Genomic DNA, 16,155 nt, shown 5'->3' on the forward strand with positions numbered 1-16,155 from the left:
GTGCCACTGCACGCTACACACTACACGCCGCACACACTCATTGAAAGCGTCACTTACAAGATGAAGCCTGGATTAAAACTGTCGTTCTCAGTCCTGTTTTTTCACATGTTTTCTTATGCTGCTGTCAGCAATGCGGCTGTAGTTGCAAATACCCAGACAAGCACCCAGTCAAACACTGCTGTTGTATACAGCTTTGGCCATCATGTAGGTGAGCGCCTGGTCGATGTCAAATTCAAGGATGTCGATGGCCGCGCAGGCAGTCTGGCGCAACTGGCTGGCAAGCGTGGTGCCATTATCGTCATGCGTGATGCAGAGTGCCCGGTGTCGCAGCGCTATGCACCGCGCCTGGCTGATTTCGAAAAAGAATATACTGCGCAAGGTTTTAATTTCGTGTATATCGATGTCAGCCCGCATACCGCTGCGGCTGCCAGGCAGAGTGCATCCGGCAGTCAGTTGCAGGGCCGCGTAGTGCTGGACACCGACCGCAGCCTCAGCAATGCACTGCGGGCTGCTTCGACCTCTGAAGTCTTTGTTGCCGACCATCGTGGCACGCTGCTGTATCGTGGTGCCATTGATGACCAGTATGCGATCGGCGTGCACAAGGATGCTGTCAGCAAACCCTGGTTGCACAAGGCATTGAAAGAATACCTGGCGGGCAAGGACATTAGCACAGCGCAGACTACCGCCACAGGTTGCCTGCTGCCCGATCATGCAGGTGAAGTAGCGCAAAAACGCCCTGTCACCTACCACAACCGCATCAGCCGCCTGCTCGCGCAGAAATGCGAAATGTGCCACCGCGATGGCGGCGTTGCGCCCATGCCGCTGCAAAACTTTGAGCAAGTCGCTGCGCGCAAAACCATCATCGCCCACATGACAGAAAACCGGCTGATGCCGCCCTGGGGGGCAGACCGCAGCGTCGGCCACTGGGCCAATGACAGGAGCCTGTCTGATCAGGAACTGGCTGATTTGTCAGCCTGGATAAAAACTGGTACCCCTGCTGGCAATGCTGCCGAGGCACCTGTCCCGCGCACCTATGCACCTGGCTGGGAAATGCTCAAACCGGATGCCGTCTTGCAGGTGGCAGAACCACATAAAGTGCCAGCCCAGGGTGTCATTGAATATCAATACAGCTATTTGAAAACCAATTTTGACACTGACAAATGGGTCACGGCGATGGAAATACGCCCGACTGCGCCCAAGGTGGTACACCATATCCTGGTCTTCCTGGAAGAACCGGGGGCCAAGCGGCAAGCTGGTGGCATCGATGGTTTCTTCGCAGCGCTGGTGCCAGGTACGCCATTAACCACCTTCCCTGAGGGTGCAGCAAAAAAAATCCCCAAGGGTGCCTGGCTGAAATTCCAGATTCATTACCAGCCCAACGGCAGCGAGCAAACCGATCAGGCTAAAATCGCCTTCCAGTTTGCCGAAGATGCCACCAACACCAGTGGCAAGTTGAAGGAAGTCAAAAGCGAATCCGCCTTCAATGCCAAGTTTGAAATACCACCAGGTGCGGCGAATCACCAGATCGAAGCCAGCTACCTGTTCCGTCGCCCCGGCCAACTGACAGCGCTGATGCCACATGCCCATTTGCGCGGCAAGGCCTGGAAAATGGAACTGGTTGATACCATGGGCAAGCGTACTTTATTGCTGAACATCCCCAAGTATGATTTCAGTTGGCAAAGCAGTTATCAATTGCAGGAACCTGTCGCCGTGACACCTGGCATGCGCATTGCTGCCACTGCCTGGTATGACAATTCCAGCGCCAACCCTGCCAACCCCAATCCCAAACTGGCCGTGCGTTTTGGCGAACAGACTTTTGAAGAAATGATGATAGGATATTTTGACTGGATACCGGATTGAGCCAGGCCGCAGGCTAGCATGCGCTGCGGTCAAACTTGCCTGAAACCCGCCCGCAACTTGCCTTGTCCCATGTTGCAAATCTGCCTGTAAAACTTGCCGGTAGCGTCAATAAATCGCTATTATGAATACATAAGCTGCAGCAGCAGACTGTAGCCAGATCAGCCTGTGGGCAAACTCCAGGCAAGGAGGCAGACAATGAAAAGCGCTGGCGCATATGCCTGCTTTATGTTGGCACTATTCACATGCGGGGCCGCATTTGCCCAAGTAAGTAACCCTCCGCAAAACATTGCAGCAAGTGCTTCGCCTGCCGCTACACCAGCCCTGATCCTGAATTCTGAAGACTTCCCGCCTTTTAATTATCCAGATACTGATGGCAAAACGGCAAAAGGCCTGGCAACGGAAAAAGTCATAGAACTCATGGCGCGCGCTGAAGAACATTACAGCATCCATTTCTACCCCTGGGTACGCTCTTTCCAGGCCGCCCGCCAACACGCCAATACTTGCATTTATGTTGTTACCCGAACACCTGAGCGGGAAGCCATGTTCCAGTGGGTGGGGCCATTGGTGAAAAACACCTGGACCGTCTTTGCCCGCGCCGACGATACCCGCCGCCCCATCAGCATGGATGATCTGCGCCCTTATCTGCTGGGTGCTTACCGTCAAGGTGCGGTGTCTGAATATCTGCTGGCCAAAGGCTATCAGTCAGAACTGGCAAATGCCGACCGCGACAATCCAAAAAAATTACTGGCAAAGCGCTTTGATTTCTGGATCACCGGCGAACTGGTCGGCCATGCCTTTATCAAAGACCTGGGCTTGAAAGACAAGATCATCCCCATCCTGCCCCTGCAAACCAAGGAACTTTATCTGGCTTGCAACCACGGCGTCGCCAAAGAGCGCATAGAGCGTCTGAACATGATCTTGAAGAATATGGAAAACGATGGCACCAATGCCAGCATAGAGAAAAAATTTCGCTAAGCGCTGCTGTCAGCGTGGCTGACGCAAAGCGCGCAGTACACCCAGACCCAGCAAGGCAAAATTCAGTACAGCGATCAAGGCAGCAAAGAATACGAATACCAGCCATGGCAAGCCTTGCACGCTGAATGGTGAAAACAACGCTGCAAATTCCCTTGCATCTGAGTACATGCCATTACGCAAAGCTTCATACTGGAAGATATAACTGGTGTCACTAAATGCCGAATAACACATGACGATGCCCAGGCACTGCAATACCAGCCGCTGCCAGGCATCCGATGCCCGCATCACGAATATGCTAGCCAGTATCAGCGTCACCGGCAAGGCCAGGCCCAGCAAATGCGCTGCATGCCATTGCGCCAGCAAGGGATAAATACCACTGTTCATGAAGACAGGCTTAAGCATGTAATAGGCGCCACAGACAAAGAACAGCAGCAGGACCAGGTAGGCAAACAGCAATTTTTCTGCCCTGGTCGAGATCATCAGCAAGATACTGCCAAACACTGCTGGTCCCAGCAAACCACCCAGCAAGACCAGGCTTTGCCAGCCACCACTGGTGATGGCCGCGCCACCGTTGGCATCCATCTGGAACCAGTAAAACGAGCCACCACTGATCAGGCTGGCCAGGCCATGCCCCATCTCATGCACAAACACACCCAGATAACGCAGTGGCGCTGTCAGCCAGTACAGCAGGTAAGCCTGGGCAGGCAGGAGCAAGGGCAAGACTATCCATAACAAGAAAAACACCGCCATCAGCGACAGCAACATGCGCCTGTGTCCCAGGCCACGGTTATTGGCACTATATCCCGGATAAAACGGCGTCTGCTGGGCTGCCATGGGCATTCCTGATGAAAAATATTGGCAATAGTGTAACCCAAGATGTATATGTTTCCTGCGCATCCCCTCTGCTCAGGCAATGCATTCTGCAAGGCAATAGAAAAAACTGCTGAACATAGTAAAATTGCGTCATACCTCCTTACCGGAAATTTGCATGTCCAAGAAAAACGAACTTACCCTGCTGATGGCAAAAGTTCTTTTAAAACTCACTTCCGAATCCCCGCAAGCCTGGGATCAGTCGTATTGCCGTTTTTTGGCGCAGGATAAAACCCAGCCCAGCTTCGAGTTCGTGATCCGGTGGGGCAGGACCATCTATACCTTGCCAGTGCCGCCTGAATACACAGATTTGCTGGCACCGCTGATGCAATCCCTGTTTGATGAAATGCAGGCAGAGACTACACACAGACCCGTCCTCGCTGTTCTCACCGTCGATGCTGCCAAGACCTATAAACTCAAGCTTGAGTACCACAATCCATCAGCCCATGAGATCAACCCGCTGGCACTAGGAACAGCGGTTTCGTATTTTGTGAATGATGAGATTGATGTGCCTGCACGTGACCAGGCCAAATTTTAGAAATGACGCTTCAGTGTTCAAACCAGTTGGTTTTTACCAGCGCTGCGCTTGATAAAAAAATAGAACCAATTTTGCGGTTTTTCTTATATCTGTCTTTTCTACTCACCAGTTGTTTTGCATATGCACAAACATCGGCACCACAGAAACCCGGATTAAATACAAAATCAACGCAACCACATGTGACTGGCCCCATGGCTATGTCGCCAGCAAAGCTTCAAGAATTAATTGGCAAAGCTGAAAGCGGTGACGCCATCTCTGCCAATGAACTGGCCTACTACTACGATGTTGGGCGCAGGGATATACCTAAATCACTACACTGGTTCAAAATTTCTGCTGAAGGTGGTTACCCCATAGGGCAATACAGTTACGGTTGTGTGCTTTTACGTAAAAAAACGAATGAAAGTGTGACTGAAGCAATATATTGGTTGGAACTGGCACAAAAAAATGGTGTATCAGCTGCAAAATATTGCATTGCAGATGCCATACAGTGGCAACAAATGAGAGATGCGCACCCTTGACAAAGAGTAACGTTGGGCGGATTGCAATGCCCCTCTCGTTACGACTACGACTATCCTTTTACGACCATCTCGATTGGACCACCAATCCCACAAATAAAAAACGGCTTGTATGCTTGTGCATCACAAGCCGTAGCAAGGCGATATGGAGGGAGGAGGTCGCCATATCACCTAAAAATCAAACATATTGCACATTGCATGGATCAGGTTTTGAGTATGCGTTTGGCCTGTGCTTTTTGCTCATCCGTTAAATGTGTTTCAAGCTTGTTTGCCGCTGTAGCTGACTGCTCGCGGCCTAACCTGGCGGCCAGTTTTAGCCAGACATAAGCCTTGAGCTTATCTTCATCAATGCTCCTGCTTGCACCTGCTTCCAGCCCTTCGCCATTCAAGAGCATGGCGGCCAAATTCACCATGGCATCTGGCTGGCTTTGCATGGCGGCGCTTTGAAACAGCTTGCGGGCAGTTGCCAGGTCTTTGTTCACTATCTGGCCAGTATAAAAATACGTGGCCAATGCATTTTGTGCATCCGGGTGCCCGGCGACTGCAGCATCTTTGTAAAAGGCCAGGGCTTTTTGTGGATCGACGCTTGTGCCCTGCCCCTGCTCATACATCATGGCCAATACATATTGCGCCTGTGGTTTCTTTTGTTTGGCGGCTTGCTGGAACCAGGCAAAGGCACGCGGAAAATCTTGTGCTACTTCAATGCCGTAGTAATACAAATCGCCCAGTGAAAGTTGTGCCGGGGCATAGCCATATTCAGCCGCATTGGTATATAGCTTCAGCGCTTCCTTGATATCTTTGCTGCCACCATAGCCAGTCTGGTTAAAACGTGCGAGCACATAACGCGCTGGCACAAAATTCAGTTCTGCCGCCTGTTTATACCAATACCTTGCTTTGACGGGATCTTTGGGTATTTGATACCCTGCCATGTAGATACGGGCCAGACGTAATTGCGCCTGCACACGCAGGGATGCGCGTTCCGGGTCTCTGACATCGAAGGGACTGTATTGTCCGGCGTTGAAACGTGAATCAGCGAGTTTGTCATACCATTCCATGGCCAGGCGAATATCGCGCTGCACACCCTGCCCGTAGAAATACATATTTCCCAGCATCAGTGCGGCTTCGTCATAGCCAATTTTTTTATATGATATTTTGAAAGTGTCCAGTGCCTTGACATATTCGCCTGCATCATAGGCGGCAAATGCCTGATCCAGGGTTTTGTCCTTGCGGGCAAGATAATTGCGCCCTGCAGCAAAATTGCGGTCTGCCTGTGAGCAAGAAGCACTGGTCGATGCACTGTTTTCTGCAGGAGTTGGTAATCGCTCACCACCGGCTGCATTGCCGTAAGGGCTGCTATCGCGAAAACCTTCGCTGCGATCACCTAAGCCTTGCGGTCCTTCCAGGCCCATATTGGTATTATCAGTGTCGCGCCCGCGGCCCTCGAAGTGATCGAGGTAATCATTAATAATGTCGTCCTGAAAAGAGCTAAAACTAAATGCGCAGGAACTGGCAGAACTACGGTCCAGATACCTGACCGTGGCGGTAGGTCGTTTAGTCAGGTTGCCCGTAATCGTCACTGATGCCGCAGTTGCCTCGCCTGCTGCAGGCGCAGCCTGTTGCGCCTGTGCGGGCAGCAAGGTCATGCCTGACAAACTCAAGGTAAGCGTGGTGAGCAGCAAGTTGATTTTTGATTTCATAGATCCTGGTAACTATCATCTGACAAACAATTTTTTCATCGGTGTTAAAAAATGGGCAAAACCAGTCGACCAATTTCCTGCGCCGTCCTCGGCCAGACAGGGATTGCCCATAAAACGGTACGAGATCAGTTCCTCATATTGAGTCCCACCATGATTCTGCGTCCGGCATAGGCATAATCATTCAGGCTGGGTATGCCATTGGCAAACGCGGCATATTGCCCCTGGCTGCTGCTGGTCGTTGCCAGACCCAGATTGCGGGCTTCGGCAAAAATCTCCAAACCATTCTTGAAGCGATAGGCGATCTTGGCGTCGATATAAGCCGTGGCATCCCTGAAGTTGGGTGAGCCGGGGTTATAAGGCACGCGGTAAAAACCACCAGCATCATTCGGGTAAGTGTAAGTCGTAGCGATATTATTGCCGCAACCTGCAATGCAGGTGAAGTAACTGGCGCGCGCCTGATAGGCAATCCGTGCACTTAAGGCGCCATCGTCATACCAGATCGAGGCATTGGTGGTATAGCTGGATTCCAAAGTCGGTGGCAGCGAATCACCAGTGAGCAGGTCACGTACTGTCACAGAGTCGGAGGATTTCAATTTTGAATAATTGAAGTCAATACCGGTATATTTGAAGTACCAGGGCAAGAAGGTGAAGGCCATCTTGCCGCCAATTTCTATACCTTTGCGCGTAGTAGCAGGACCATTTTCCCAGGTTGAATAACCAAACTCAAAGTCAGACAATTTCTTGCCGGTGACAGGGTCAACATCATTGGAGCCAGCAAACAGCGCGACATTGGATTTGCCAACTGCAATGGCTGGCCCCACCTTGCCGGTCTGCCTGAAAGTGCCTATGCTGAACATGGTATCTTTGTTGGGATACCATTCTGCGCTCAGGTTCTGGTTGATATTCGATTGCGCCTTCAGATTAGGATTACCCATGGTGCCGCTACAACCCATATCAGCACCACTGCCATCGGTATCGACCAGACCTGCCCTGCGTTCATCATAAGTACAGGTGCCGGATGGCAGCAGGCGTGAGATAGGCGGCCTGGCGACGGTCTTGGCATGGCTGTAGCGCAAGATGAATTTTTCTGGTATCACCCACAAACCGACATTGGAAATTGGCAAAATGTCTGTGGTATTGCTGTCGAGTGAAGTATTCTTCATCAGGGTGCTGCTTTGTACACCGGCTGCAGCATTAGGATTGAGAGGATCGAAGGCGGTAGTCTTGGTGATCGATGTAAAGAACATCTGCCCGGTCGCATGTATTTCAGTGTTGACATAGCGCACACCGATATTGCCTGTCAGTTCCATGCCAAATGGCAGTTCATCCTTGTCAAACTCGACCATGAAATAGCCAGCCTTGGTTTTTTCACTATTCAGGCTGACGGGCTGGGCATACACTTTGCCGTCGCTGCCTACGCATGACTTCATGCAATTGAAATTCATGTTCGGTACACCCAGCAAGTCGAAGGCTTTGGCCACATCGATCTGGCTCCAGCCATTGATCAGGCTGGCCGGGCGATCAGGCAAGCCAGCCATGAATTGAGAAGACGCTGGCATCATGGATTGCGCGATCACATTCTGGAACTGCGCCTGTGTCAGTGTCGTGGTGCCATACAGGGTATTCGACAAATTGGTGTTTGCTACGTAACCGTAATTACATGGCGCACCACCGGCGCCCAGTGAGCCTGGTGTATTTTCACAACCAACAAAACTGCCACGCAGATTATTGGTCGGCATCACGACCGGCGGGATATAACCGGCGGCACCAAAAGTACCGACTGCAGATTTAATCGTCGCACCGCCGCCGCCCCACTGTGCAGCATTGGCATCACGCAGATTGAAACCTGTCTTCACCAGGGTCAGCCAGGGCAATTTATCAGTCAGGTTATAGCTCAGGTCGAGCTTGGCTGTTTTTTCGCCAGTTTCAATCAGCTTGGGTGAATACGAAATTTGCGGGGCCTGCGTCAGCATGGGTTGCTGGGCAATGGTATAGGCTGGCGTTGCCGGGTTATTGATTGTCGCAGCAACCGCTGCACGGGCACTGGTCGCAAGATTGACAGTGGAATACTGCGCAGGATTAGCCTGGTCAAACGTGGAATTGGCAGGGAAAGCATAAGTCCACAAACCATTTGGCAACACGCTCAGGGTAGCCTCGCCGTATGGAGTAGACCAGCTGGTGCGCTTGTCGGCACGAGAAAAATCGGACCTGCCATCGGCAATAAAAAACTCTGCCTTGAAACGGTCTTTTTTGTAGGTGCCACCACCTTGCAGGTAAGTCGATTTGGTTTCCATCGTGTTCTGGATCTGGTCGGTACTTGCCGAGCCATCCGTGATGGTGAACTTGGTCACGTGATGATTCGCATCCATCACCACGGAACCGGGTACTACGTTAGCTGTTGCCCCCATGGCAGGATCTAGCCCGGTACGGCTACTGATATTGTCGTACACATAGTAACCAGAGCCTGGCACGGCAGTACGCACGCCAGTGGCTGAGTCAACAAAGCTGGTACCGCGGAAAGCAGGTGAGATCACGTCAGTGGAATTGATACGCACACCACCCAGGCCATAGGTCAGGAAATTGTCTTGCACCTTGCGTGAGTTGCCACTGCCTTTCACATACACGGTGAGATCATCATTGACCTTGAAGTCAAAACGCAGGTCAAAGGATTTGCGGTCTTCTTTCTGGCGCTTTTCTATGAAACGCACCAGTGAAGGTGTGTAATCATTCCATTGATTGAGACAGGTTTCCAGCTCGGAAGTACGCTGTGAAATAGCGGCGTTTCTGGCTGTCGTGCCATTCACGGCAGCGGACTGTACGCTGGTCAGTGCCGGGAAAGCTGCATAACAATCCGCCTTGGTTTTGGCAGCGGCAGACTTGCTGACCAGGCTCAGCGGTGTTTCTGAATTAAAGACACCACCGGCTGTCAATGGCGATGCGACGATGGGCGCAGTTGCCGTGGGGTCACTGGTGGATACGGTGCTGGGGTTAAAGGTAAAGGTCTTGTTAGGCGAATTGTCAAAATCCAGCGAGCGCGCATAACCCGCCAGACCTGAGGTGGTCGGCTGGAAAGAATGACCATCATTGGTGACCTTACCCGCAGACACATTCAGCAAGACACCCAAACGGTTATCCAGGAATTTATTCGCCAGCACCAGATTCATGTCTGGCGTCCACTCCTTGTTGATGGAATTTTGCGTACCGGCCAGGCGCAGGGAAATATAAGGTTTGGCAAAATCCAGGCCGGTGCGGGTAGTGATGATGATGCCGCCGCCTAGCGCGCCCTCAGTCATGTCAGCTGTCGAGCCCTTGACCACATCGACGCTCTTGATCAGGTCGGACGACAGCTGGCGAAATTCTACCGCACGGCCAAAGCCACCACCATTCATGTCAGAACCACCGGCAGACTGCACTGACTGCCCGTCTATCTCTACCCTGGTCAGGTCCGGCCCATTACCGCGCACGGTGACACTGACACCTTCGCCAAAGTCGCCACGGTCGAGTGAAATGCCGGATATGCGGGAAATCGCTTCACCTATATTCCTGTCGGGGAAAGCACCGACATCTTCGGCCACGATGGAATCCTTGGCCGTAGTCGCATGTTTTTTTCTGTCAATGGCAGATTGTTGTGAGGCCCGCGTACCAACGACCACGATGGTGGAAAGGTCTTCATCCTTGCCACTCGTTTTTGTTGCAGGTTTATCGACAGCAGTTGATTCTGCGGGCTTAGTAACATGGTTGCTGGCTGGCTTGGTATCTTGCGCCAAGGCGAAATCATGCGCCATCATGGATGTCAAAGCCAGTGCAATGGCATAACTCAGGCGTTTGAGTTTCAAGCCTTCATGTGCTGCAATACCTGTCTCGCCCAACTCACGCGACAAGTCCTGCCCCCTATTATTTAGGCATCGTTTGTTCATGCTGTCTCCTGATTGGTTTTATTAGTTTTATAGGTGACCTTGCTGTGCAGGTCACTTTTATTGCACCCAATGCTGAATGCTTGTATTGATATTATTTGATTTGCAAATTTGATTTATATAGATTTTCTCGCTAAACGTATGTTGTTTTCATATAGCTTGCGTAGGCAGGATTTGCCGGAACTTGTTCCATTGTGAAAAATGATTGCGCAGCTTTCATAGTGCATAATAGGGATACAGGCAGCCTGATCTGTCGACTCTGACCTAAGCCATGCACAAGAAATTACTGATATTGGATCTGGATGAAACCCTCATCTTCGCGACAAAAAAACAACTCGCACATGAAGCTGATTTTTGCTTCTTTTCGTATCACGTCTACCTGCGTCCGCATGTACGCGAATTTATTGCATTCTGTCTTGAACATTTTGATTGTGCCGTCTGGACATCGGCATCAGAAAGCTATGCTGCCGTCATCGTCAAGCATCTGTTTGGTGAAGACCCGCCCTTGAAGTTTGTCTGGGCAAGGCAACGCTGCACGCGTGTGTTTGATCCTGAATACCAGGATTTTGAATGGGTCAAGGACTTGAATAAAGTCAGGCGACGTGGCTACATGCTTGAGCAAGTCATCATGCTGGACGACACACCCAAGAAGCTGCGCCGCAACTATGGCAACCTGATGCGCATGAATATGTTTGAAGGTGATGTCAGCGATAGAGAACTAAAGCTTGCCATGGCTTATCTGAAGGAATTGAAGCAGGCAGAGAATATCCACGCTATAGAAAAACGCGGCTGGCGAACACGGTTTGTGGAAGGTGATGGGAATACCATCTCAGGATAGCAAAGGCAATCATCATCGCCTTGATGTAGGGTGGATTGTAATCCGCCGCATGAGATCATCGCAATCCTTGGGAAAGCACCCGCGCCGTGCACCACGCACACATGCGGCGCATTACTATGCACCTCCAGTTACGTCTGCGACTACGGCTATCCATTTACCATTATCATGGTAAATCGCAAGAAAAGTTTAGGGCACTATCGTCGTAAACAAATACACCGCAAAGATCACGCAATGGATGGTGCCCTGCATGATGGTGGTTCGTCCCGTTCCCAAAGACAGTGAAGTAATCATCAGCGACAACAACAGCAGCACCATCGATTTTGCATCAAGGCCCAAATTCAATGACCAACCCGTCGTCAGCGAGATCACCGCTACTACCGGTATGGTCAAGCCTATGCTGGCAAGGGCAGAACCCAGCGCCAGGTTGATACTGGTTTGCAGACGGTTGGCACGGGCAGCGCGAAAGGCGGCGACACCTTCCGGCAACAAGACCACCATGGCGATAATAATACCGACCAGAGCTTGCGGTGCCCCAGCGGCAGCAACTGCGCTTTCCAGTGTCGGTGCCAGGGATTTGGCCAACAACACTACCGCACCAAGGCACAGCATGAGCAGGCCGGTACTGGCCCAGGCCACGCCATTGCTGGGTGGCTCGGCATGGGCTTCTTCGTCTCCCGTGGATGCGGCAGGTAAAAAATAATCACGATGACGCACGGTTTGCACCAGTACGAAAGTGCCATACAACACCAGTGAGACAATCGCGATAAAGGCCAGTTGGCTGGCGCTGTACACTGGCCCCTGCGCAGTCGAGGTGAAATTAGGCAAGACCAGGGTCAGTATCGCCAGTGCCGCCAGTGTCGCCAGCGAAGTGCTGGCCCCGCGCAGGCTGAAGCTTTGTTCCTTGTGCAGGCTGGCACCAGCCAACAGGCACAGGCCTATGATGCCATTTAAAATAATCATGATGGCGGCAAATACGGTATCGCGCGCCAGGCCAGCTGTCACCTCGCCCCCCGCCAGCATCAGCGAGACTATCAGCGCGACTTCTATCAGAGTCACCGCCAGCGCCAGCAGGAGTGTGCCAAAGGGTTCACCAATTTTATGCGCCACGACTTCGGCATGATAGACGGCAGTGAGCACACCACCAAACAAGGCAATAGTCAGCAAGATAGCGTAGAGGGAGTTGCTGATCAGGATGCCACCACCCAGGATAATCCAGGCGGCGAAGGGGATGATGATGGACCAGCGTGGCAAGGTGTTGGATATGGTCATGCTCGTTCCCGTCAATGAATGATTTACTGGCAGTCTAACCCAGGTTTGACCGTATCTGCTTCGCCATAACGTGTTTGCACTACACGCATATTCTGTCCTGCCGGGCGCAAGATCAGCATATGACTGAAGCTGCTTTCGCAAAATTCTTTCATGGCTGGCGCACCCAAGGCAGTGGCAATAGCAGGAACAGTATTGCCATGCCCTACCACCAGCACAGTGCCGCTACTGGCACGCACGGCATCAGCCATCTCCTTGACATGTTCAGCGCCACGCTTGGCAGATAAGACCTGTGGTGTGATGCCTTTGGCCTGCGCCAGTGGCTGCGCCGTTTCGCGCGTGCGTTTGAATTGCGTGGTGTAGATACTGCTGACCGCCGCATTCTGCAATGCCAGCGCCAATGCCTGCGCCCTTGCCTGCCCTGCTTCTGACAAGCTGGGATCAGCCGGATTGTCAGTCGATTTTTCTGCATGGCGCACCAGGATGATGAGTTCGGGCTCAGCCTGGGCCATCATGGGGAATAGCATCGTGCAGCAGCAAACAAAAAAGGCGATAAGAAGTTTAAGCATAGTTGGCATCATGGGTAAAAAGGGGGTAAGGTCCACGCAGGATACAGCTAAGTGCAGCTAAGTTTAAATTAGACATCGGAATTCTACTACGTCACCATGGTATCCTTGGATATCGGTTTTGCAGGAGCATGTTCATGAAATTACCAGGCAACAAAGCACTATTTGGCATTGCCGTACTGGCTGGTGCATTATTCATTGTCGGTGCCGCGCTTAATTCGCGCTACAGCAAAGAGAATGTTAACACCTCTTCTGCAGCACCACTTACCCATCATTTGCATGGGAAAATTCGTGTATCCGAGCAAATTAATCCACAAGATATTGCGGCCCTGAGGCAGCAAGGTGTACAAACCATCATCGCCATGCGCCCGGACGGTGAAGTATCCGGCCAGCCTACAGCAGCGACCATGGAAAAAGAAGCACGCAAGATGGGCATAAAATTTTCTTATGTCCCGGTACCACATGGCGAGATACCTGATGCTACCGTCAAGGATCTGCAAAATGCACTGGCCAATAGTGAAGGACAGGTATTGATGTATTGCCGCAGCGGTAGCCGCGCTGCCCGCACCTGGAGCCTGGCTGAAGCATCGCGGCCTGGTGGTCTGGATTTGACGACTATTTTAGCTGCCGTCAAATCCGCCGGTCTGAAAGCGGAAGACTTGCAAGCATTGATAGAACAACGTATTGCAGCCAGGGGCGCAGGAGGAAAATCATGAGTGAACCCGCAATTGAACCTCTCCCGGCTAACCAGCAGTCCGGTAGTAATAAAGTTCTATCGGTCGAGCAGGTATTGTACAAAATTCTGCTCGTTGCCATGGGCCTGGGGGCAGGCGTCGTTGTAGGCTTCATATTTTGCCTGATGACCGGCTTGCTTGAGTTTGAGTGCTAAATATTTAGCCGCAGACTGCACTATCCATCGTTTGTCACCTTTGCTGCCTGTCCTGCGTCAATCAGGGTAAGTCCCGTGACCTGCATCTTGCCATCTACTTGTAAGATATGCGATGCTCTTGTTTTCTCCTGCATGACAAGGCCTGTATTACCCATGATCAAGTTCACGCGCCTTACCAATCTCTTGTTGATGATCATGCTGGGTCTGGTCGTGCTGTTGCAGATCATGGGTAAATCTCCTCACAAGCTGGTCACATTTTTTCCAGCCTGGCCTGGCTTGTTGATGCTGCTGTCGGTGTATCTGGTTCCATGGTGCGCGCTGAGTAATGATGCCTCACTGCGCTTGCTGCGTATTGCCAGAGGTTATACGACATTCACGTTGATGTTCTCCATCATTGTTCCGGTTTGTCTCACATTGAATGCCAATGTCACCCATATGCCCGACATTTTGATGACAATCTTGCTGGCAGGCTTGCCAGGCTTGCTGAGCCTCAATGCGCTGAATAAAAAGCTGGCACGAGATCATGTATCTTCCGGGGCTGTTCTGGCTGCGGAGCCCGGCCAATTAGATTCACGTAATTACTTCATGGCACACTGGCGCGGCCAGCTATCCCTGGGCAAATCATTCTGGCTCAATGGAGTAGGTATAGGTAATCTGCTGGCAGTACTGCTGGTCTCGGGATTAGCCAAATTGATAGAAGCAAGCGACGTCAGTTTGCGCATGCTGGCTGGTATCAGCATAATGATCTTTGCGCTTGCCGCCCTGATATGGCTGTGGGCCATTACAGGCATCTTACGTTCGGCCAGCAAACATACTGCGCGTGGCGGTTCTGGATTGGTCGCCGGTTTGACGATATTGCTGGCATTGTCCAACATCCTGGGAGTGTTGCTGAAAGCGTCGTCATCCTATGTGCCGCAAATGAAAGAGTTTGCCATGCTGGCGACGGGTCATGACAATATGAAGCGTGTCGGGATCAGTGGCGGGGCCAAAGGCGATGTATTGAATTTGCGGGGCACCATAGGTGAAGGCAGCATGGCAAATTTTGTTGAAGCCCTTGAAAGAAATCCACGAGTCAAAACCATCTCATTGAACTCACCCGGCGGACGCTTGCGCGAAGCCCAGCAAATAGCCAGACTGCTCAAATCACGCCAACTCAATACCTATGTCGAAGGTGAATGCAGCAGTGCTTGCACTTATGTTTTTCTGGCAGGCAAGGATCGCGCTGCCACACCCAATGCGCATATAGGTTTTCATCAACCCAGCTTTCCTGGTATCGGTGGGGCGGAGCTGGCAATTGCCACCGACAATATGGCGAAACATTATCGTGCCGCAAATTTGCCGGAAGATTTCATCCAGATCGCCATCAACACCAAGGCGGAGGGTATGTGGTATCCCAGCCGAGAAGAAATGGTCAAGGCGAGAGTAATTACCCGCGTCTCGCTGGGCGGTGAGGCCAATGAATCGTTTGACATGCAGTCACGTGAGGAAGTCTTTAAAGACTTGAGTAGCAGTACAGTCTGGCGCAATTACGAACGGCGTGCACCTGGCAAAATTGATCAAATCACTGACCTGATCTGGAACATGAAACTTGCAGGTAAAGATTCGCAAACGATACAGGATGCCGTCAAACTGGCATCCAAAGATGTCTATTTGCTAGCCCTCAAAAGCGCGCCAGATGACTTACTGGACGAGTATGCGCAATTACTCTCTGAACAGCTGGAAGCCGCCAGACAACTCGGCCCGCAGGCCTGTGCCCAATTAATCAAGGGCACGCTGAGTACACAACGCACCATGCCAGATAATCTGATCAAGCGCGATAGTGCCTTGCTGGGAAAAATAATGGCAAGTGAGCCGCGCAGCCGCAGCTACACCATGGCATCAAAAGAATTTGCCACGAGCGCAAAAAAACTGCAAGACCTGATGAGCCCGCTGCAACGGCAAGTCACCGCCAATCTGGAGGCCTATGCAAACCAGCCCATCTTGCAATGCGAAGGGGTCATTGGTCTGTACAGAAATATCCTGCGCATGCAAGATGCTGACAGGCATATCATTTTGAGTGCCTTGATGCAGGCGAAGTGAGGAAATCTAAACTGTAGCAGTATCCTGTAGGGTGCGTTATAACGCACCGTCCCCGTAATCAACAAGGATGAGGTATCACGCGTCATTGATGATTCTTGGAACTCATTCATATTGATTACATGAACCCAATAATGTTTGGACATTGATA

At 51.5% G+C, this 16,155-nt stretch carries 13 protein-coding genes; 8 read left to right on the top strand and 5 right to left on the bottom strand.

Going from position 1 to position 16,155, the window contains the following annotated elements:
• Both AC3WQT_RS02035 and AC3WQT_RS02040 read left to right on the top strand, forming a co-directional pair.
• The gene (locus tag AC3WQT_RS02035) at positions 1-1,860 is read left to right on the top strand and encodes a redoxin domain-containing protein (RefSeq protein ID WP_492701739.1); all 1,860 of its coding nucleotides are present in this window, start codon (positions 1-3) and stop codon (positions 1,858-1,860) included.
• A gap of 195 nt (positions 1,861-2,055) precedes the next feature.
• A complete protein-coding gene (locus AC3WQT_RS02040) occupies positions 2,056-2,835 on the top strand; it encodes a substrate-binding periplasmic protein (protein WP_492701741.1) in 780 nt (259 codons plus the stop codon).
• A 9-nt stretch (positions 2,836-2,844) separates the two neighbouring features.
• Here the strand turns inward: AC3WQT_RS02040 and AC3WQT_RS02045 are convergent, their stop codons facing one another.
• Positions 2,845-3,669, bottom strand: a complete 825-nt coding sequence (locus tag AC3WQT_RS02045) for a M50 family metallopeptidase (RefSeq protein ID WP_492701743.1) — start codon at positions 3,667-3,669, stop codon at positions 2,845-2,847.
• A 154-nt stretch (positions 3,670-3,823) separates the two neighbouring features.
• On the opposite strand from AC3WQT_RS02045, the gene AC3WQT_RS02050 reads away from it, so the two are divergent.
• Entirely contained in the window at positions 3,824-4,243 is a 420-nt protein-coding gene (locus AC3WQT_RS02050; RefSeq protein ID WP_492701745.1) for a hypothetical protein, read from the top strand.
• A 26-nt stretch (positions 4,244-4,269) separates the two neighbouring features.
• Positions 4,270-4,761, top strand: coding sequence for a tetratricopeptide repeat protein (locus AC3WQT_RS02055; RefSeq protein WP_492701747.1), 492 nt, complete (start codon positions 4,270-4,272; stop codon positions 4,759-4,761).
• 200 nt (positions 4,762-4,961) lie between these two features.
• Here the strand turns inward: AC3WQT_RS02055 and AC3WQT_RS02060 are convergent, their stop codons facing one another.
• Together AC3WQT_RS02060 and AC3WQT_RS02065 are read right to left on the bottom strand one after the other, a co-directional pair.
• Positions 4,962-6,455: an SEL1-like repeat protein gene (locus tag AC3WQT_RS02060; RefSeq protein ID WP_492701749.1), complete on the bottom strand. Its 1,494-nt coding sequence runs from the start codon at positions 6,453-6,455 to the stop codon at positions 4,962-4,964.
• Positions 6,456-6,580: 125 nt separating this feature from the next.
• On the bottom strand, positions 6,581-10,372 hold the full coding sequence (locus AC3WQT_RS02065; protein ID WP_492701751.1) for a TonB-dependent receptor: 3,792 nt from the start codon (positions 10,370-10,372) through the stop codon (positions 6,581-6,583).
• A 268-nt stretch (positions 10,373-10,640) separates the two neighbouring features.
• Between AC3WQT_RS02065 and AC3WQT_RS02070 the strand changes: the two genes are divergently transcribed.
• Entirely contained in the window at positions 10,641-11,207 is a 567-nt protein-coding gene (locus AC3WQT_RS02070) for an NIF family HAD-type phosphatase (RefSeq protein WP_492701753.1), read from the top strand.
• 186 nt (positions 11,208-11,393) lie between these two features.
• Here AC3WQT_RS02070 and AC3WQT_RS02075 read toward each other — a convergent pair whose 3' ends face one another.
• Complete coding sequence (locus AC3WQT_RS02075; protein ID WP_492701755.1) at positions 11,394-12,476, bottom strand: calcium:cation antiporter; 1,083 nt, start codon at positions 12,474-12,476, stop codon at positions 11,394-11,396.
• A 23-nt stretch (positions 12,477-12,499) separates the two neighbouring features.
• Entirely contained in the window at positions 12,500-13,042 is a 543-nt protein-coding gene (locus AC3WQT_RS02080) for a histidine phosphatase family protein (protein ID WP_492701757.1), read from the bottom strand.
• A gap of 134 nt (positions 13,043-13,176) precedes the next feature.
• On the opposite strand from AC3WQT_RS02080, the gene AC3WQT_RS02085 reads away from it, so the two are divergent.
• From AC3WQT_RS02085 to AC3WQT_RS02095, 3 genes are all read left to right on the top strand, one after another.
• Positions 13,177-13,755, top strand: coding sequence for a protein tyrosine phosphatase family protein (locus tag AC3WQT_RS02085; RefSeq protein WP_492701759.1), 579 nt, complete (start codon positions 13,177-13,179; stop codon positions 13,753-13,755).
• Positions 13,752-13,928, top strand: coding sequence for a hypothetical protein (locus AC3WQT_RS02090; protein ID WP_492701761.1), 177 nt, complete (start codon positions 13,752-13,754; stop codon positions 13,926-13,928). The genes AC3WQT_RS02085 and AC3WQT_RS02090 overlap by 4 nt, the downstream gene beginning before the upstream one ends.
• A 153-nt stretch (positions 13,929-14,081) precedes the next feature.
• Complete coding sequence (locus AC3WQT_RS02095; RefSeq protein ID WP_492701763.1) at positions 14,082-16,007, top strand: COG3904 family protein; 1,926 nt, start codon at positions 14,082-14,084, stop codon at positions 16,005-16,007.
• The last annotated feature ends 148 nt before the right edge of the window (positions 16,008-16,155 follow it).

Source organism: Undibacterium sp. FW305-107, from assembly GCF_058788535.1.

Coding starts and splice junctions, on each gene's coding strand:
- AC3WQT_RS02085 (WP_492701759.1), top strand. CDS start 13,177: ATGAAATTACCAGGCAACAAAGCACTATTTGGCATTGCCGTACTGGCT.
- AC3WQT_RS02050 (WP_492701745.1), top strand. CDS start 3,824: ATGTCCAAGAAAAACGAACTTACCCTGCTGATGGCAAAAGTTCTTTTA.
- AC3WQT_RS02045 (WP_492701743.1), bottom strand. CDS start 3,669: ATGGCAGCCCAGCAGACGCCGTTTTATCCGGGATATAGTGCCAATAAC.
- AC3WQT_RS02075 (WP_492701755.1), bottom strand. CDS start 12,476: ATGACCATATCCAACACCTTGCCACGCTGGTCCATCATCATCCCCTTC.
- AC3WQT_RS02065 (WP_492701751.1), bottom strand. CDS start 10,372: ATGAACAAACGATGCCTAAATAATAGGGGGCAGGACTTGTCGCGTGAG.
- AC3WQT_RS02095 (WP_492701763.1), top strand. CDS start 14,082: ATGATCAAGTTCACGCGCCTTACCAATCTCTTGTTGATGATCATGCTG.
- AC3WQT_RS02070 (WP_492701753.1), top strand. CDS start 10,641: ATGCACAAGAAATTACTGATATTGGATCTGGATGAAACCCTCATCTTC.
- AC3WQT_RS02040 (WP_492701741.1), top strand. CDS start 2,056: ATGAAAAGCGCTGGCGCATATGCCTGCTTTATGTTGGCACTATTCACA.
- AC3WQT_RS02060 (WP_492701749.1), bottom strand. CDS start 6,455: ATGAAATCAAAAATCAACTTGCTGCTCACCACGCTTACCTTGAGTTTG.
- AC3WQT_RS02090 (WP_492701761.1), top strand. CDS start 13,752: ATGAGTGAACCCGCAATTGAACCTCTCCCGGCTAACCAGCAGTCCGGT.
- AC3WQT_RS02080 (WP_492701757.1), bottom strand. CDS start 13,042: ATGCTTAAACTTCTTATCGCCTTTTTTGTTTGCTGCTGCACGATGCTA.